The sequence below is a fragment of the Streptomyces bottropensis ATCC 25435 genome, from assembly GCF_000383595.1.
GTDB classification, from domain to species: domain Bacteria; phylum Actinomycetota; class Actinomycetes; order Streptomycetales; family Streptomycetaceae; genus Streptomyces; species Streptomyces bottropensis.
The window spans coordinates 2,454,431-2,471,910 of record NZ_KB911581.1 but is presented as its reverse complement, the minus strand read 5'-3'; the positions used below and the strand labels follow the sequence as shown (position 1 = coordinate 2,471,910).

General features: G+C 73.0%; 18 protein-coding genes. 14 read left to right on the top strand and 4 right to left on the bottom strand.

Features of this window, described 5'->3' with window-relative positions; translation table 11 throughout:
* Positions 1-108: 108 nt before the first annotated feature.
* The 6 genes from STRBO_RS0110885 to STRBO_RS0110860 all read left to right on the top strand — a co-directional run bounded on the left by STRBO_RS0110885 (position 109) and on the right by STRBO_RS0110860 (position 4,748).
* The gene (locus STRBO_RS0110885) at positions 109-945 is read left to right on the top strand and encodes a slipin family protein (protein ID WP_005481910.1); all 837 of its coding nucleotides are present in this window, start codon (positions 109-111) and stop codon (positions 943-945) included.
* Positions 946-1,059: 114 nt separating this feature from the next.
* On the top strand, positions 1,060-2,427 hold the full coding sequence (locus STRBO_RS0110880; protein ID WP_005481909.1) for a PhoX family protein: 1,368 nt from the start codon (positions 1,060-1,062) through the stop codon (positions 2,425-2,427).
* Positions 2,428-2,567: 140 nt separating this feature from the next.
* Positions 2,568-3,389, top strand: coding sequence for a helix-turn-helix domain-containing protein (locus tag STRBO_RS0110875; protein WP_245170585.1), 822 nt, complete (start codon positions 2,568-2,570; stop codon positions 3,387-3,389).
* Positions 3,386-3,586 carry a DUF397 domain-containing protein gene (locus STRBO_RS0110870; protein WP_005481907.1) on the top strand — a complete coding sequence of 67 codons (201 nt, stop codon included), beginning with the start codon at positions 3,386-3,388 and terminating at the stop codon, positions 3,584-3,586. Before STRBO_RS0110875 ends, STRBO_RS0110870 begins: the two co-directional genes overlap by 4 nt.
* Positions 3,587-3,638: 52 nt before the next feature.
* A complete protein-coding gene (locus STRBO_RS0110865) occupies positions 3,639-4,538 on the top strand; it encodes a polysaccharide deacetylase family protein (RefSeq protein ID WP_005481906.1) in 900 nt (299 codons plus the stop codon).
* Between the two features lie 18 nt (positions 4,539-4,556).
* Positions 4,557-4,748: a hypothetical protein gene (locus STRBO_RS0110860; protein ID WP_005481904.1), complete on the top strand. Its 192-nt coding sequence runs from the start codon at positions 4,557-4,559 to the stop codon at positions 4,746-4,748.
* Here the strand turns inward: STRBO_RS0110860 and STRBO_RS43735 are convergent.
* On the bottom strand, positions 4,740-5,411 hold the full coding sequence (locus STRBO_RS43735) for a hypothetical protein (protein WP_005481903.1): 672 nt from the start codon (positions 5,409-5,411) through the stop codon (positions 4,740-4,742). The genes STRBO_RS0110860 and STRBO_RS43735 overlap by 9 nt on opposite strands.
* Positions 5,411-6,331, bottom strand: coding sequence for an ABC transporter ATP-binding protein (locus tag STRBO_RS43730; protein ID WP_020114184.1), 921 nt, complete (start codon positions 6,329-6,331; stop codon positions 5,411-5,413). Before STRBO_RS43730 ends, STRBO_RS43735 begins: the two co-directional genes overlap by 1 nt.
* A 70-nt stretch (positions 6,332-6,401) precedes the next feature.
* Here STRBO_RS43730 and STRBO_RS0110845 point away from each other — a divergent pair, with 70 nt between their 5' ends.
* The 7 genes from STRBO_RS0110845 to STRBO_RS0110815 all read left to right on the top strand — a co-directional run bounded on the left by STRBO_RS0110845 (position 6,402) and on the right by STRBO_RS0110815 (position 13,974).
* Positions 6,402-7,160, top strand: coding sequence for a peptidyl-tRNA hydrolase (locus STRBO_RS0110845; RefSeq protein ID WP_005481900.1), 759 nt, complete (start codon positions 6,402-6,404; stop codon positions 7,158-7,160).
* Positions 7,161-7,317: 157 nt separating this feature from the next.
* Positions 7,318-7,926, top strand: a complete 609-nt coding sequence (locus tag STRBO_RS0110840; protein ID WP_005481898.1) for a DUF4142 domain-containing protein — start codon at positions 7,318-7,320, stop codon at positions 7,924-7,926.
* 120 nt (positions 7,927-8,046) lie between these two features.
* Positions 8,047-8,853, top strand: coding sequence for a DUF4142 domain-containing protein (locus STRBO_RS0110835; RefSeq protein WP_005481896.1), 807 nt, complete (start codon positions 8,047-8,049; stop codon positions 8,851-8,853).
* A 149-nt stretch (positions 8,854-9,002) separates the two neighbouring features.
* The gene (locus tag STRBO_RS0110830; RefSeq protein WP_037627818.1) at positions 9,003-10,343 is read left to right on the top strand and encodes an MbnB/TglH/ChrH family RiPP precursor modification enzyme; all 1,341 of its coding nucleotides are present in this window, start codon (positions 9,003-9,005) and stop codon (positions 10,341-10,343) included.
* A gap of 249 nt (positions 10,344-10,592) precedes the next feature.
* Entirely contained in the window at positions 10,593-11,366 is a 774-nt protein-coding gene (locus STRBO_RS0110825) for a DUF4142 domain-containing protein (RefSeq protein WP_005481894.1), read from the top strand.
* 142 nt (positions 11,367-11,508) lie between these two features.
* Entirely contained in the window at positions 11,509-12,273 is a 765-nt protein-coding gene (locus STRBO_RS0110820; protein WP_005481893.1) for a TIGR04222 domain-containing membrane protein, read from the top strand.
* A gap of 105 nt (positions 12,274-12,378) precedes the next feature.
* Complete coding sequence (locus STRBO_RS0110815) at positions 12,379-13,974, top strand: alpha/beta hydrolase (RefSeq protein ID WP_005481892.1); 1,596 nt, start codon at positions 12,379-12,381, stop codon at positions 13,972-13,974.
* Positions 13,975-14,026: 52 nt separating this feature from the next.
* On the opposite strand, the gene hemQ is transcribed toward STRBO_RS0110815, so the two are convergent.
* The gene (hemQ, locus tag STRBO_RS0110810; RefSeq protein ID WP_005481890.1) at positions 14,027-14,758 is read right to left on the bottom strand and encodes a hydrogen peroxide-dependent heme synthase; all 732 of its coding nucleotides are present in this window, start codon (positions 14,756-14,758) and stop codon (positions 14,027-14,029) included.
* Positions 14,759-14,762: 4 nt separating this feature from the next.
* Positions 14,763-16,250, bottom strand: coding sequence for a protoporphyrinogen oxidase (gene hemG, locus STRBO_RS0110805; protein WP_005481888.1), 1,488 nt, complete (start codon positions 16,248-16,250; stop codon positions 14,763-14,765).
* Positions 16,251-16,461: 211 nt separating this feature from the next.
* On the opposite strand from hemG, the gene STRBO_RS0110800 reads away from it, so the two are divergent.
* Positions 16,462-17,475, top strand: a complete 1,014-nt coding sequence (locus tag STRBO_RS0110800) for a DUF4349 domain-containing protein (RefSeq protein WP_005481887.1) — start codon at positions 16,462-16,464, stop codon at positions 17,473-17,475.
* The last annotated feature ends 5 nt before the right edge of the window (positions 17,476-17,480 follow it).

The following is a 17,480-nucleotide window of genomic DNA, read 5'->3' as shown; positions in this document are numbered from 1 at the left end:
GGCAGGCGCCGGTGAGCGAAACCCACCCCCGGCCGACAGTCGCCCCGCCCCCCGACTCCGGCATATCGTGGTACTCGCACCGATAGCGGACGACTCAAGGGGGTCGTCATGGTCGAGACGCTGCTCATCACCGCCGCGGCGGTCGGCTCCGCCGCGGTCGTCTACGTCGCCGCCGCGGCCCGGGTCGTCAAGCAGTACGAGCGAGGCGTGGTCTTCCGCCTCGGCCGGCTGCGGGGCGCCCCCAGAAGCCCCGGGTTCACCATGGTCGTCCCCGGCATCGACCACATCCGCAAGGTCAACATGCAGATCGTGACGATGCCCGTCCCGGCGCAGGAGGGCATCACCCGCGACAACGTCACCGTACGCGTCGACGCGGTCGTCTACTTCCAGGTCGTGGACGCGGCCAACGCCGTCGTCCGGGTCGAGGACTACCGCTTCGCCGTCTCCCAGATGGCCCAGACCTCCCTGCGTTCGATCATCGGCAAGAGCGACCTCGACGACCTGCTCTCCAATCGCGAGAAGCTCAACCAGGGGCTGGAGCTGATGATCGACAGCCCCGCCGTGGAGTGGGGCGTCACCATCGACCGCGTGGAGATCAAGGACGTCTCCCTCCCCGACACCATGAAGCGCTCCATGGCCCGCCAGGCCGAGGCCGACCGCGAACGCCGGGCCCGCATCATCAACGCCGACGCGGAGCTGCAGGCCTCCAAGAAGCTCGCGGAAGCCGCCCAGCAGATGTCCGAGCAGCCCGCCGCCCTGCAACTGCGCCTGCTGCAGACGGTGGTGGCGGTCGCGGCGGAGAAGAACTCCACCCTCGTCCTCCCCTTCCCGGTGGAACTCCTGCGCTTCCTGGAACGCGCCCAGGCGGGCCCCCCGCCGGACCCGCCGGGGCGGCCCCGGCCGCCCTCCCCGCCCCCCGCGTCCGCTCCCCCTCCGACCGAGTGACACGGGGGCGACTCCTCCGCTTCCTTCTACGCGCGTGGTTCACGCGGCCGTGACCTCGTGATACACACAGGCGGGTCACATCCTGTCCGCCAACAGGAAGGTAATCCCGTGTCAGTGACCCGCCGCCAGGCCCTCGCCCGTTCCGGCGCAGGCGTCGCAGGTATCGCGTTCACCGGAGCCCTCGGCGAACTCTTCGCGGGCTCGGCCGCCGCGCAGAGCGACCTCGGCCACTCCGGCTACGGCCCCCTGATCCCCGACCCGAACGGTCTGCTCGACCTGCCGAAAGGTTTCCGCTATCAGGTCCTCTCCCGCGAGGGCGACGCCCTGCGCTCCGGCGAGGGCCTGGTCCCCAGCAACCACGACGGCATGTCCGCCTTCCCCGGCAGACACGGACGGGTCCACCTCGTCCGCAACCACGAGAACCGTGCCACCGGCCGCATCCCGGTCCCCACGGTCGAGGGCCTGACCTACGACCCGATGGGCAAGGGCGGCTGTACGTCCCTGACACTCGACGCCCGCGGCAAGGTCCTCGCGGAGGGCGTCGCCATCGCCGGCACAGCCGTCAACTGCGCCGGCGGACCCACCCCTTGGGGCACCTGGCTGACCTGCGAGGAGACCGAGGACAGAGCGGGCACCAACGGCTACACCAAGGACCACGGCTTCATCTTCGAGGTGGACGCGGCCGACCCGCGCCGCTCGGGCGCCGTGCCCCTGACGGCGATGGGCCGCTTCCAGCACGAGGCGATCGCCGTCGACCCGAAGCGCGGTGTCGTCTACGAGACGGAGGACGCCTTCGAGCGCCCCTTCGGCCTCTTCTACCGCTTCCTTCCCGACAAGCCCAAGGGCGGCCTCGGTTCCCTCCGCGCGGGTGGCCGCCTCCAGGCGATGCGGGTCCCGGGCGTACCCGACCTCTCCCCCGTCCAGGAGCCCGGAGCCCGCTTCGACGGCATCGAGTGGGTCGACGTCCCCGACCCCCTGGCCACGACGACGGCCATCCGCCACCAGGACTTCGGCCCCAAGGGCATCACCCACGCGCAGAAACTCGAAGGCTGCTACTGGGGCGGCCGCTGCGTGTACTTCGTCTCTTCCTTCGCCCGCAGCGCGGACGGTTCGGCCGCCGACCACTACGGCCAGATCTGGCGCTACGACCCCGACCACCGCACCCTCACGCTGGTGATCGCCTTCGGCCCCGACACCGACCTCCAGCTCCCCGGCGAGTCCCCCGACAACATCTGCCTCGCCCCCTCGGGCGGCCTCATGGTCTGCGAGGACGGCAACGGCGCCCAGCACGTCTACGGCGTCACCCGCCGCGGCGAGGTCTATGCCATGGCCCGCAACGCCCAGAACATCGGTACCCCGACCGACCCCGAATGGGGCGAGTTCGCCGGCGTCACCTTCTCCCCCGACGGCCGGACGATGTACGTCAACTGCTACACCCCGGGGACGACCTTCGCGGTGACGGGGCCGTGGCGTCGTACGTGACCGTTAGCTGATGCGTGACCGAACAGGGATGTACGGGCCACCGCCGTACATCCCTGTTCGATGGACAGTACGCGTAACCGTTCGTGACGCTGGGTGAGTTGATCGTGGGGGAGTCCGAACTCATCTGGAGGTGGCCGCGCGTGAGTGTCGACTGGGAGCCGGACCCGTCCGACAGTCTGAAGACGTTCGGGGCGTTCGTACAGGCGCTGCGGGAGCATCACGGGTACACGAGGGAGCGGTTCGCGCCGCTGGTGCGGTTCAGCGTCCACACGGTCGCCTCGATCGAGCTGGGGAGGCGGATGGCGGACGAGGTGTTCGTGGAGCGGGCGGACGAAGTGCTGGGGAGCACGGGGGCGTTGGTGCGGGCGGCGAGGCATGTCTCGCGACAGCCGGGGTTGGCGTCGTGGTTCCGGCGGTGGGCGAAGCTGGAGGCCCAGGCGATCAGCCTGTGCACATACGAGTGCCGTCTGGTGCCGGGGTTGCTGCAACCGGAGTCGTATGTGAGGGCGTTGTGCGACGAGGACGTTCCACCGCTTCCCGACGAGGAGTTGGAGGCGCTCGTCGCGGCCCGCATGCAACGCCAGAGGCTGTTCCGCGACAAACCCAGAACCACCTTCGACTTCATCGTCGAAGAGTCCGTCGTCATGCGCCGCCTCGGGGGCGCGGACGTGTGCCGGGCTCTGCTCGATCGCCTGCTGGCGGCAAGCGAGTTGCGCAACGTGACCCTCCAGATCATGCCCGCGCGCACCGAGCACCACGCCTGTCTGGCCGGCCCCATCCGCCTCCTCGAAACCCCCGATACACAGCGGTACGCCTACTCGGAGGGGCAGGAGAGCGGGCGCCTGATCGCCGACAAGAAGGAGGTGGCCAAGCTCTCCCTGCGCTATGCCAGACTGCGTTCACAGGCCCTCTCCCCGCAGGAATCCGTGGGCCTGTTGAGGCGAATGCGAGGAGAACTATGAGCACCACTGGACCTCACTGGACCAAGAGCAGCTACAGCAGCGCCCAAGGCGACGACTGCGTAGAAGTCGCCACCCACCCCTCCACCATCCACGTCCGTGACTCCAAGATCCCCGCCGGCCCGGAGCTGACTCTCTCCCCCGTCGCCTGGGCCCCCTTCATCGCCCAGGTGGGTGACTTCGTGCCGGACTCCTTGTAATCCGGCAGCCAATCCGACTGTCCGCTGACCCCATCGCCGTAACTTTCGTACGGTGATCAGCCCTGTACGAAGAATCACCGCGCTCTGCGCACTCGGCGCGCTCGGCGCCGCCCTCGCCGCCTGTGGCGCGCCGCACGCCTCCACGCGCATCGTCAATGCCACCGCGAGCCCCACGGCCGTGTCGTCGTCCCGGCCGCCCACGCTCGCGCCGGGTCCGGCGGGGCTGACCCCGGTGTTCGAGCACGGTCTGCGGAGCCGTAGGGACAAGACCGTCGCGCTCACCTTCGACGCGGACATGACGCCGGACCAGGGGGACAGGGCCGCCGCCGGTGAACGGTTCGACAATCCGGAACTGATCGCGGCGCTGCGCCGGCTGAAGGTTCCGGCCACGGTGTTCATGACGGGGCGGTGGGTCGAGGAGTACCCGATCCAGGCGCGGTCCATCGGGCGGGACCCCCTGTTCGAGGTGGCGAACCACTCGTACAGCCATCACGCCTTCACCGAGAACTGCCACGGCCTGCCCACCATAACGCCGGAGCGCATGCGGGCGGATCTGGAGCGCGCCTACCGGGTGTTCCGGGAGGCGGGGGTGACGGACCCGATGCCGTACTTCCGGTTCCCCGGCGGCTGCTACGACAGCCGCGCGCTGCGCAGGCTCAGCGCGTCCGGGGTGACGGCGGTGCAGTGGGACGTGGTGAGCGGGGACGCGTTCGCGACGGACGCGGACGACGTGGTGCGGCAGGTGCTGGACGGGGTGCGGCCGGGGTCCGTGGTGGTCATGCACTGCACGCGCAGCGCCGCGCCGGTCACGGAGCGGGCCGTGGCGAAGATCGTGCCGGTGCTTCGGGCGCGCGGGTTCCGCTTCGTGAAGGTGTCGGAGCTGGTCGGGACGACGGCGGCAACGGCGGCGAAGGCGGAGGGGGCGTTCGGCCGCGGGTCCGGTACCGGCTGATCGTTCTACGCTGGACGTATGAGCGACTACTGCGGCACCGAAGAGACGTCCGCGGCTCAGGGGCCCGCCCCGGCCGCGGACGACGGCCCGCCCTTCGCCGAGTGCGTCCTGTGCCAAAAGCCCACCGAGTACCCGGAGTCCCACAAGGGGATCACCCTGTGCCCGGTGTGCGAGTGGCGGGAGGCCGAGCGGACCGCCTGTTCAGGCTGAGCGGCGCGCCGTCAGGGCGCACGCCACGGCGGTCGCGGCCGCCGTCAGCAGCCCTGCCGCGATCAGGGGCAGGACGGGGACCGGGACCGTCGCCCGCCGCGAGCCGTCGACCAGGGCGGTGACCGCGATCCGGGCCGGGGAACCGGCCACCACCAGGGCCAGCAGCGCGCCCAGCAGCAGAGCGGGCACGGCCCGGCCCGTCGAGCGCAGCAGCGGCCAGTTCGTGAGCGCGCCGACGGCCGTGCCGAGGAGGGCGCAGACGAGCGCGGCCAGCAGCCCGGCGCCGGCCGCCGGGAGCGACTCGACCCGGGTCTGGTGGTCCGTGCTCGTGGGCGCGCTGATGATCGTGACGAGGACCGTGGCCACCGTCCCGAGGAGCGCCGCCGCCGAGAAGGCGACGAGGACGCAGGCCAGGTGCGCCCGGCCGGGTCCGGCCGCCGCCGCCGTACAACTGCGTGCGGCGGGGGGCTCGTTGGTGACGCAGATCCGCATCAGCCAGGCGGAGACGGGCAGGAGCGCGGCGGCCGTGTAGCCGAGAGAGTCGAGCACCGGCTGCCCGCTCTGCACACCGATGGCGAGGAACGCCGCGTACAGGATGACGGGCGGGAGCCAGCGCTGGGAGCGGACGAGGAGGGCTGCCTGGTAGCGGAGGAGTGCGGTCATCAGGAGCGTTCGCCTTCCAGCGCGGGTTCCGGTTCGGTCGGGGTGGCCGCGGGTGCCGGGCCCACGCTCACCACGTGCCACGCGGGGCGGGCCTCCAGCAACGCCCTGAGCAGCGCGTCCGAGGCCGCCGCCGGGACGGTGAACCGGTGTGTCCCGGAGCCCGTCTCCTCGACGAGGGTCGCCAAGGCCCGCGCCGACTGCGGGACGTGCCGCCCCGAAGGCGCACGCCCCTCGACCACCACAGCGGCCGGCGTCTCGTCCGCCGCCGCCTCCGCTCGCGCGGTTCCCGTCCCCTCCAGGAGAGCGAGCGCGCCCCCGACCACCGCGTACGTCGCGTCAGGCGCCCCCGCGAGTCGCCGCGGGTCATGGTCCACGAACACCACCGCGGCCCCGGCGGCGGTCCGCTCGACCACCGCGCGCTCCAGCTCCTCGCGGACGTCGGCGTCCAGGCCGGTCCACGCCTCGTCGAGGACGAGCAACTCCGGTGCGGCGAGCAGGGCCTGGGCCACGGCGACCTTCTGGCTGCTGCCCTTGGACAGCTCCCCCATGGGCGTACGGGCGTACTCGGCGGCCCCGAAGCGCTCCAGCCACCCGGCGGCGGCGCGGGCGGCGGCCGGGCGGTCCAGGCCGTGGACGGCGCCGAGGTGGGTGAGGTACTCGGCGGCGGTGAACGGCAGCGCGGCGGGGAAGCGTTCGGGGACGTACGCCGTGCGCGGGCGCCCTGTGGCCCGGCCCACCGTGGGCGCGTCGAGCCCGGCGAGGACGCGGAGGAGCGTCGACTTGCCGGTGCCGTTCGCGCCCTCGACCCGGGTCAGCGTGCCGGGGGCGATCTCCAGGTCGACGTCGCGCAGCACCCAGGGTCCCCGGAATCCGTAGCGGCGGCCGACCCCTTCCAGCCTCAGCGGTAACTCACGTTCCATGCCCCCATCCTCGTACAGGCGAACGAGCGCGGGGCGGGGGCCGGCTCTTTTCGCCTGGCAGACTGGGCGGGTGACCACGAGCGACCCGATCCCCGCCCCGGCCCCCACCACCCCCGCCGCCCCCGCCGCCCCCGAGGACAGCCCCTTCCGGGACGAGCGGACCGCGCGCGACGAGGCGCCGCAGTTCGTGCTGCCCCTGGTCGCGCGCATCGAGCGGGGCGCTCCCCCGGCGCGTACGGACGCGTTGGAGACGGCGGCGCGGGCGGTGCTGGTGATGCTGAGCGACGCGCGGTCACTGGGCGACGGGGAATGGGCCGAGGCGATGCGGAGCTGGCAGGACGCCCGGATCCGGAAGGTGGTCCGGCGGGCGCGCGGAGCGGAGTGGCGGCGGGCCGAGGCGCTGCCGGGGATCACCGTGGCGGGCGGATCGGCCGAGGTACGCGTCTTCCCGCCGGTCCCCCTCGACGGCTGGCCCAAGGACCTGGCCCGCCTCCAGGTCTCCGGCACGGACCTCGACGATCCCGCACCACCGGCCGAGCCCGACCCCGCCGCCCCGGTGCTCTGGCTGAACCCCGAGGTCGAGATGTCGGCGGGCAAGGCGATGGCCCAGGCCGGTCACGGCGCCCAGCTCGCGTGGTGGGACCTCGACGCCCCGGCCCGGGCCACCTGGCGGGACGCGGGCTTCCCTCTCGCGGTCCGCACCACCACCCCGGCCCACTGGACAGCCCTCACCGCCTCCGGCCTCCCCCTCGTCCGCGACGCGGGCTTCACGGAGGTCGCCCCGGGCTCCAGCACCGTGGTCGCCGACCACCGGGCCCTGCACGCCTGAGCCCCCCGGCCGTACCCCCGCTGAATCGTGTCCGCCTGACCGGACCTCCTCAGCGGGTTTCGAGCCCGTTGAACAACTCCGGGGCTGCGCACGTATCTTCCGGCACTGGCCAAGCAACTGTCCCAACGACCAGTTGGCATCATCCGGGAGGATCACTTTGCGGCGTCTCAACGGCTCGCTCATCGCCGGCCTGGCTCTCGTCGTCACCGTAGGCGCGCTGGCGTTCCCGGTATGGTCCTACGCCGACCGCTCGGGCACCGCCCAGGCCAACATGGCCGCCGGTTCGGTGAACACCCAGTGGGGGCCGCTGACGGCCTCCGACCGGGACCTGATCATCCGCGTGCGGCTCGCCGGGCTGTGGGAGCTGCCCGCCGCCGAGAAGGCGATGGCGCGGTCGAGCAGCCCCCAGGTGAAGGAGGCGGCGGACCACCTGATCGTGGGCCACAAGGACCTCGACGAACGGGTGCGGGCCGTGGCGTCCCAGCTGGGCGTGGAGCTGCCGAACGTGCCGAACGAGCAGCAGCAGGGCTTCCTCCAGCAGATGGACAACGCCACGGACGACCAGTTCGACCGGGTGTGGGCCAACCTGCTGCGTTCCGCCCACGGCAAGATCTTCCCGGCCATCGGGACGATCCGGAACCAGACCGAGAACACCCTGGTGCGCCAGCTGGCCTCGGACACCAACCAGACCGTGCTCGACCACATCACGATGCTGGAGAAGACCGGCCAGGTCGACTTCGACGCCATCGCCAACGGCACGATCTGACGCGGCCCCGGACCCGCCCCCGAGCGGCGGCCACGGACCAGGCACACCCGGCGCTCACCCGCCGCACCCCAAGCAACAGTCAGACCCCAACGATCAGTTGGTTTCCTCCGGGAGGCTCTTTTGCGACGCTCCAAGGGCTCAGTCCTCGTCGCCCTGGCGATCGCCGGCACGCTCACCGCGGTCGCCTATCCCATCTTCTACTCGTACCCCAACCGCAACGCGACGGCCGCGGCCGCGCTCACCGGTGACACGGTGACCACGCAGTGGGGGCCGCTCACCCCCGGCGACCGCGACCTGCTCATCCGCGTGCGGCTGGCGGGCCTGTGGGAGCTGCCGGCCGGGCAGCAGGCTCTGGAGCGCAGCGGGAGCAAGGCCGTCAGGGAGGCCGCCGACCACCTGATCGTGGGCCACACCGACCTCGACAAGCGGTCCCGGGTCATCGCGGCGAAGCTGGGCGTCGAGCTGCCCAACCAGCCGACTCCGGAGCAGCAGGGCTTCCTGGACCAGATGACCGCCGCGAAGACCGAGGCCGACTACAACAAGGTCTGGGCGAACCTGCTACGGACCGCCCACGGCAAGATCTTCCCGGCGATCGCCTCCGTGCGGAACTCCACCCGCAACACGCTGATCCGCCAGCTGGCCTCCGACGCCAACCAGACCGTGCTGGACCACATCACGATCCTGGAGGCCACCGGCGAGGTCGACTTCGCGACCATCGCCCAGAACTCGGTCACCGGTACCGCGAGCCCGACCGGCCCGCCGCCGCCCGTCGCCGGTCAGGTGCCGCCCGCGGCGCCCCCCGCCGAGCCGTCCACCAACCCGGACGTGAAGTCGCGCCCGTCGCCCTTCCCGGGCAACCAGGTCCCCACCGGCCGTCCGGACCCGGAGGAGATCAACAAGGACCAGGGCGAGCCGGCGGTCCAGTAGAAAGCTCAAATGTTGCTCTGAAGGTCCCCTCCCCGGGGTTCGCCCCCGTTCCTCGGGGCCATGACTCCGTCACGCCGGAACACGGGTCCGCCATGAGGAGACGCACAGGGTCTGGTGAAGCCGTGGCCGACGTGACCGAGGAGGGGACGATGGAGCAGATCGCACAGTTGGGAACGGGGATCGGCTGGCGGCCGGAGATCGCCGACGCCGTCGAGCGCATGGCCGGGCGGGCGGGCGGTGTCGACTGGGTCGAGGTCGTCGCCGAGAACGTCTGTCCCGGCCACGTCCACGAGTCGCTGCTGCGCCTGCGCGAGCGCGGCGTGACGGTGGTGCCGCACGGCGTCTCCCTGGGTCTCGGCGGCGCCGACCGCCCCGACGAGCAGCGCCTGCGCGCCCTCGCCGAGCGCGTGGAGGCACTGGGCGCCCCCCTCGTCACGGAGCACATCGCGTTCGTCCGGGCCGGGGGCGCCCTCACCGCGTCGCCGCGGCTGGAGGCCGGGCACCTGCTGCCGGTGCCGCGCACCCGGGACGCCCTGGACGTGCTGTGCGAGAACGTCCGCATCGCCCAGGACGCGCTGCCCGTGCCGCTCGCCCTGGAGAACATCGCCGCCCTCATCAACTGGCCCGGCGAGGACATGACCGAGGGACAGTTCCTCTACGACCTCGTCGACCGCACCGGCGTCCGGCTCCTCATCGACGTGGCGAACCTGCACACCAACCACGTCAACCGGGGCGAGGACCCCGCGAAGGCGCTCGACGAGCTGCCGGTCGAGGCCATCGCGTACGTCCATGTCGCGGGCGGCTTCGAACGGGACGGCGTCTGGCACGACAGCCACGCCCACCCCGTCCCCCGGCAGGTCCTCGACGTCCTCGCCGACCTCGCCTCCCGCGTGACCCCGCCGGGCGTCCTCCTGGAGCGCGACGACAACTTCCCCGAGCCGGGCGAGCTGCAGCGGGAGCTGGAGTCGATCCGCGGCGTGCTGGAGAAGGCCGAGGTGCGCGGCCCCGCGACGACGCTGCCCGCCGCGGAGGCCGAGCCCGTCGCCGGACCCGGACCCGGACCCGAGGCCGAGCCCGTCGCCCGGCAACGGCTCGGGCTCGGGCAGGCCGCGCTGCTGTCCGCGCTGGTCGCGGGGACGCCGGTGCCCGAGGGGTTCGACCGGGTGCGGCTGGGGGTGCAGGCCCGGTCCCTCGCGGCCAAGCGGGCGGACGTCGTGGCGAAGGTGGCGCCGGAGCTGCCGGAGATCCTCGGCCCGTCGTACCGGCCGACGTTCGTGGCGTACGCGCAGGGCCACCCGATGACCGACGGCTACCGGCGCGACGCCCTGTCCTTCGCCGAGCACGTCCTGCTGACCGGCCGCCCGGGTGACGCGGACGTCCAGCGGGAGGTGCGCCGGTGGTGGCTGGAGCGCTCGGGCCCCGCCCCGCTGTCCCGGCGCCCCACGGCCCGGCTGGCCCGAGCCACCCGCAGGGTGCTGCTTCGCCGCTGACCCAGGGCGTTCACCCCGAGATGTGCTGCGACTAACAAACCCGTGTCTCCCGCACGGGTTTCCCGTCGTTTGCGCCCGTTCGCCCCGGTTGGTCCACCGCTTCACCTACCCCGTCCACAGCATTTTGTCCACTCCTCAACCATTCCTTCGCACAAGGCGGTTGACGCGGACCGGGCAGTAACATACCGGTCCGTAGGCCGAGCAGCACCCGTCGCGCATGAGCGCGCGGTGCCGCGAGCAGGAGGCACCATGCGAACCACCAGGGGCAGAGGGGGACTTTTCAGTGGCACAGGACTCATCGTCGCCGGGCTGACGGCGACGCTCATCGCGCTGGTCTTCCCGGTCTGGTCGTACGCGGACCGCTCGGGCACCGAGGTCAGCGTGCTCAACGCGACCACCATGACGACGCGGTACGGCCCGCTGTCCGCCCTGGACCGGGACTTCATCACGAAGGTCAGACTGGCCGGACTGTGGGAGCTGCCCGCCGGACAGCAGGCCGAGACGAAGGGCACCACCGCGGGCGTACGGACCGCCGGTGAGCACCTCATCGAGGGGCACACCTTCCTCGACGCCCGCGTCCGCGACGTCGCCGCGCGCCTGAACCTGCCCCTGCCCAACCAGCCGAACGACCAGCAGAAGGCGTGGCTGACCACCCTGAACGCGGCGCGGGGCGAGACCTACGACCGCGAGTTCGCGAACATCCTGCGCCTGGCGCACGGCAGGGTCTTCTCCGTGGTCGCCCAGGTCCGCGCCACCACCCGCAACTCACTGGTCCGCGCCCTCGCCGACGACGCCAACACCACCGTCCTCGACCACATCACGGTCCTGGAGGCCACCGGGCTCGTCGACTACGACGCGATCGCCCGCGACACCGTCTCCGCGAGCGCCCCGCCCCTCACCGGCTCCCCGGCCCCGCCCGGCACACCGAACGACCCCGGCTCGCCGATCCCGGTGACGCCCTCCCCGTCCCCGTCGGTCTACACCCTGCCGCCGGCCGCCAACGGGCCGTCGGACGACGGCTAGCACCCCGGAGCGCTTCGGGCACCGCCCGGCGGCCTGGCAATTGCGGGCCGTAACGGCGTACGAACGAACGAGACCGGGAAGCTTCCCTCCGGATTCCGTACATCGCCCGCCGCGGGTCCCGGCCGCCGCGTAGAAACACGCCATGCTCTGGGTCCTCTTCCTCCTCCTGGCCTGGGCCGCCGCCGGCGTGTCCTGTGCCCGACTGTGCCTGGCCTCGCTGCGGGCGGCGGCCGCCGACGACGTCCCCGCGGACCGCGTCCACCACTGCCACCGGCTCACGCTCTACGAGGCGGCGTTCCTGTCCGGCGGCCCGGCGCGCGTCGCCGACCTCACCCTCGTCTCCATGGCCTGCCGGCGCCGGGTCCTGCTGGCCCACACCGGCTGGGCGACCGTCGTGGACCCGGACGGCCGCGACGACATGGAGCGCGCGGTCATAGGCGCGATAGGCCCCGGCGGACAGTCCCGGATCGCGCCCGTACGCCGCAGAGCCGCCGCCGCCGAGTCCGTACGGCACCTCTCCGACCGGCTCGTCGCGGCGGGACTGGCCCTACCCGACGCCGCGCGGACGGGGGTCGCCGACGCGGTCACCCAGGTACGGGGCGCGGCGCTCGGTGTGTGCGGCCTCGGGGCGCTGGCGTCGACGCTGCCCGCGCAGGGGCTCGCCGAACACCGTGCGCTGGTGGCGCTGTGGTTCGCGCTGCCGCTGGTGCTGACGCTCAGCTGCCTCGTGATCGCCAGGGTCGAGGGGCCGTCGGGCACGCGGTGGGCGTCGCCGGAGGGGATGCGGGTGCTGAAGGCCGTGGCGGGCCGGAGCGGGAGCGACGTCCCGGACCTCGTCTCGGTGGCCGTCCGGGGAGTGGGGGCCGTGGAGTCCCCCGAGTTACGGGCGGCGTTCGAACAGCGGTGACACCGTAAGGGAACGCCTCGCCGACACCGTCCGACGGTGCTTTACATTCACCCTCTTTCGCACCAAACATCCCTGTGTCGCTGTCGTGCTTCGGAGGGATTCGCCATGCGGGCTGCCGTTCTCCACGTGACCGCCGCGGCGGTGCTGCTGCTGAGCGGCCTCGCCGCTCCCCCGGCCGCGGGGGACACGCTCACCGGCCGGGTGGCGGAGCGGGTGGCGGAGCGGGCCGCGGCCGAGGGCATCCGGTTCGGGAAGTGTCCGGCGGTGGAGGGGCTGCCGGACGGGGTGCGCTGCGGGACGGTCGAGGTGCCGCTCGACTACGCGCGCCCCGACGGCACACAGATCGCGCTGACCGTCAGCCGGATCCGGGCCACGGGCAAGGACGGCCAGGGCAAGAAGGTCGCCCGGCAGGGGGCGCTCGTCTTCAACCCCGGAGGCCCCGGGGCCTCCGGGATGTTCTTCCCGCTCCTCGGCTACCTCCCGCAGTGGAAACGGCTCGGCGCCGCGTACGACCTCGTCGGGTACGCCCCCCGCGGGGTCGGCCGGTCGGCGCCGCTGTCCTGCCGGGACCCCGAGCGGCTGCACCACGGGCCCGCACCGGCGCCGACCCACCCTTCGGAGGCGTACAAGAAGGAACGGATCGCGCGGGCCGAGGAGTTCGCGCGGGAGTGCGCGCGGCGGGGCGGGAGCGCGCTGCGGCACTACCACTCCCTCAACAACGCCCGGGACCTCGACGTCCTGCGCGCCGCGCTCCGCGAACCGCGGCTGACCTTCATGGGAGCGTCGTACGGCACGTACTTCGGCGCGCTGTACGCGGCGCTGTTCCCCTCCCGCGTACGCCGGATGGTCTTCGACTCGGCGGTGAACCCGGACCCCGAGCAGATCTGGTACCGCAACAACCTCGACCAGTCGGCCGCGTTCGAGGAGCGCTGGGCGGACTTCCGGTCCTGGGCCGCCCGGCACCACACGGTGTACGGGCTGGGCGACACCTCGGAGAAGGTGCTGCGGAGCTACGAGCGGGCGGCGGCGCGGCTGGCGGCCCGGCCCGCCGGCGGCAAGGTGGGACCGGGGCAGCTGCAGGGCGCGTTCCTCCAGGCCGCGTACCACGACGACCTCTGGCCGCAGCGTGCCCTGGCCCTCTCCGCGTATCTGAAGGGCGACCCGAAGCCGCTGGTGCAGATCGCCGGTCCGTACCCGGAGGCCGCCGTCGAGCAGGAGAACACGAGCGCCGTCTACACGGCCGTCGAGTGCAACGACGGCCCCTGGCCCACCGACTGGCGGGTCTGGGACCGCGACAACACGCGGCTCGCGCGCACCGCGCCCTTCGAGACCTGGGACAACGTGTGGACGAACCTGCCGTGCGCGTACTGGAAGGGGCCGCGTCAGCAGCCGCTCGATGTGCGGACCGGGCCCGGTGAGCTGCCGCCCACGCTGATCCTCGCGGCCGAGCGGGACGCGGCGACGCCGTACGACGGGGCGCTCGAACTGCACCGGCGCCTGTGGGGGTCGGTGCTGGTGACCGAGCGGGACGCCGGTAACCACGGGGTGGCCTGGGGAACCAACAAGTGCGTCAACGGCCATCTGGAGGCGTACCTGCTGGAGGGGCGGCTGCCGGAGCGGCACGCGGCCTGCGCGCCACGTCCGGAGCCCAGCCCCTCGCGGGGCCGGGCCGCCGGGACACCGCGGGCCGTCAAGGGCTGACCGCCCGCGCCGCGGGGCCGCCGCCGCGACGGCCCCGCGCTCCTCGCGGGACCTACGCCAGGCCCGCCACCAGCTCGGCCACCGACTTCCTGCGGCCCGTGTAGAACGGGACCTCCTCGCGGACGTGCATCCGGGCCTCCGAGGCACGCAGATGACGCATGAGGTCGACGATGCGGTACAGCTCGTCGGCCTCGAAGGCGAGCATCCACTCGTAGTCGCCCAGCGAGAACGACGCGACCGTGTTGGCGCGGACGTCCGGGTAGCCGCGGGCCATCTTGCCGTGGTCGGCGAGCATGCGGCGGCGGTCCTCGTCGGGCAGCAGGTACCAGTCGTAGGAGCGCACGAAGGGGTAGACGCTGACGTAGTCGCGGGGCGTCTCGTCGGCGAGGAACGCCGGGATGTGCGAGCGGTTGAACTCGGCGGGGCGGTGCAGCGCCATGTTCGACCACACCGGGGTGAGCGCGCGGCCCAGCCGGGTGCGGCGGAAGAGATTGTACGCCTCCTGGAGCTGGTCGCTGGTCTCGGCGTGCCACCAGATCATGAGGTCGGCGTCGGCGCGCAGGCCCGACACGTCGTACGTGCCGCGGACGGTCACGTCCTTCGCGGCGAGCTGGTCGAACAGGTCCTGGACCTCGTCGGCGTAACCGGTGCGGTCCTCCGGCAGCACGTCCTTCAGCTGGAAGACGGACCAAAGGGTGTAGCGGATGACCTCGTTGAGGTCCTTGGCCAGCTTGCCCTTGTTGGGGATCCGGCCGGGCTCGGTGGAGGGGGCGACGTCGCTCATGGCCCTATTCTCCCGCTCCGCCGTGCAGGCTCTGCACCGGGTCGGCGGTGAGGTCCCGCACCGCGCGCAGGTCGCCGTGGATCTGGTCCACGGCGGCGGAGGCGCTCGCGACGCAGGCCGGGATGCCGACGCCGTCGTACGCCGCGCCGCAGACCGCGAGGCCGGGCAGCTTGCCGAGGTGCTCGCGGACGCGGGCCACGCGCGCGTGGTGGCCGACCGGGTACTGGGGCAGGCCGTCGTCCCAGCGGGTGACGCGGGTCGCGACGGGGGTGGCGGTCAGGCCGGTGGCCTCGCGCAGGTCGGTCCTCGACACGTCCACGAGGTGGGCGTCGTCGTGGTCCAGGATCGCCGTCTCGCCGTACCGGCCGACCGAGGTGCGCAGGATCAGCAGGTCCGGGTTCTCGTCGGCGATCCAGCCCCACTTGTGGGAGGAGAACGTCGACGCCTTGATCGTGCGGCCGTCGACCGGCGGCACCAGGAAGCCGCTGCCCTCGGGGAGGGTGAGGCCGGCCCGGCGGTAGGCGAGGGTGACCAGGGCCATCGAGGCGTACTCCACGCCCGACAGTTCGGCGGCGGCCTCGGGGGCCTCGGCGCGGAGCAGCCCGGCGGCGACCGGGGCGGGGACCGCCACGACGACCGCGTCGGCGCGCAGCACGCGCTCCTCACCGCCGCCGCCCGGACCGCCGGTGACGACGCGCCAGCCGCCGGAGGCCTCCCGGCGCAGCTCCGCCACGGGCGTCCGGGTGCGGATGTCGGCGCCCCGCGCCCGCACCGACTCGGCGACGGCGAGCGGCAGTTGCCCGATCCCGCCCTCGATGCCCATGAACACCGGTCCGCTCTGCCCGATGGCGGCGGCGCGCTCCTGGATGTCCCGGACGGCCTCGGTGAGGGAGGTGTGGGTCAGGGCCGCCCGAAAGAGCTGCGGGACGGCCGAGCGCATCGAGATGCGGTACGCGTCGCCCGCGTAGACACCGCCGAGCAGGGGTTCCACCAGGCGGTCGACGACCTCGCGGCCGAGGCGGGCGGCCACGTACTCCCCGACCGCCACGTCGTCGCCGACCTCGGTGCGGGGCAGGTCGGCGTCGCGCTCGATCCGGGCGAGGCCCTCGTCGGACAGGACTCCGGAGAGTGCGGACGCGATGCCGGGGACGCCCATGACGTGTCCCTTGGGCATCGGCCGCAGGGCGCCCCGGGTCCAGAGGTTGGCCGAGGCGGTGGCCGGCGGCTGGAGGCGGTCGGCGAGACCGACCTCACGCGCGAGGGCGACGGCCTCGGGGCGGCGGGCCAGGATCGACTCGGCGCCGAGGTCGACGCGCGCGCCCGCGATCTCACCGGGGAGCAGCTTGCCGCCGACTCTGTCCGTGGCCTCCAGGACGGTCACTCTCGCACCCCGCTCCAGCAGCCCGTGCGCGGCGGCGAGCCCCGCGATCCCGGCCCCGATGACGACGACATGCCCGGCGTCGCGCCCGACGTCCGTACGTGATCCGCTCATGGCTCCACCCTCTCAGATGTCACTGACAGTCATGGCGCCGGTCCTGCGGCGGGTCCTGTGCCGGGTCCGTGCGCCGCTGTGGCCCCGCCGAGTCCCGACCGTGACCGCTTCGGGACCGATGCCCCCCAACGTTCCGGGCCCCTCCGGCGTCGAAGAGTCGTCAGCAGGGCGGGCGAACACGCCTGCCACGACCCTCGGGGGGTACGCCGCAATGGCCCACACACACGTACGACGTTCCCGGCGGCCCGCGGGGGCCCTGGCCGCGCTGTTCCTCGCGGCCGCTCTGGCGCTCGCGGGCTGCTCCGACGGCCGCGACGGCGCCGGCGCGACCAGCGATTCGGCCGCCGACAGCAAGATGGACAGGTCCGCCGAGCAGGACGGCGCCCTGAACAGCGAAAGCGCCGACAGCGGCCGGAGCGGCGCGGGTGACACGGACGCGCCGGTCGAGATCGCGCCCAGCCACATCATCCGCACCGCCACCCTGACCGTACGGGTCAAGGACGTGCCGAAGGCCCTGGACGAGGCCCGTACCGCCGTGGAGACCGCGGGCGGGTTCGTGGGCAGCGAGTCCACGACCCGTGACGGCAAGGACCGTGAACGCACCCGGGTCGTCCTGCGCGTGCCGTCCGGGAAGTACGAGCAGGTCCTCGGCGAACTGGAGGGCACCGGCAAGCTGATCGAGCGGAAGACGAAGGCCGAGGACGTCACCGACCAGGTCGTCGACGTGGAGAGCCGGATCAGGACGCAGCGGGCGAGCGTCGCCCGGATCCGTGAGCTGATGGACCGCGCGGGCAAGCTCAGCGACGTGGTGACCCTGGAGGGCGAGCTGAGCAGCCGCCAGGCCGACCTGGAGTCCCTGCTGGGCCGGCAGAAGTCCCTGAAGGACCGCACGAGCCTCGCCACCATCACGCTGTCCCTGTCCGAGACCGCGGTGAAGAAGGCCGAGAAGGCCGACGACGAGCCCGGCTTCCTGGACGCGCTCGCGGGCGGCTGGAACGCGTTCGTCGCCGTGTTCCGCTGGCTGGCCATGGCCCTCGCCGCGATCCTCCCCTTCGCGGTGGCCACCGCCGTCCTGGTGTTCCTGTGGCTCCGCTTCACCCGCCCCCGGCCCGCTCCGGCGGCGGCCGCGGCGGGCACCGCCGGCTCGCTCCCGGCCGCGGCGCCGGACCCGGAGGAGGAGCCGGGGCAGAAGCCGGGCCGGCGGGAGGGACAGGGGCAGGACTGACGACC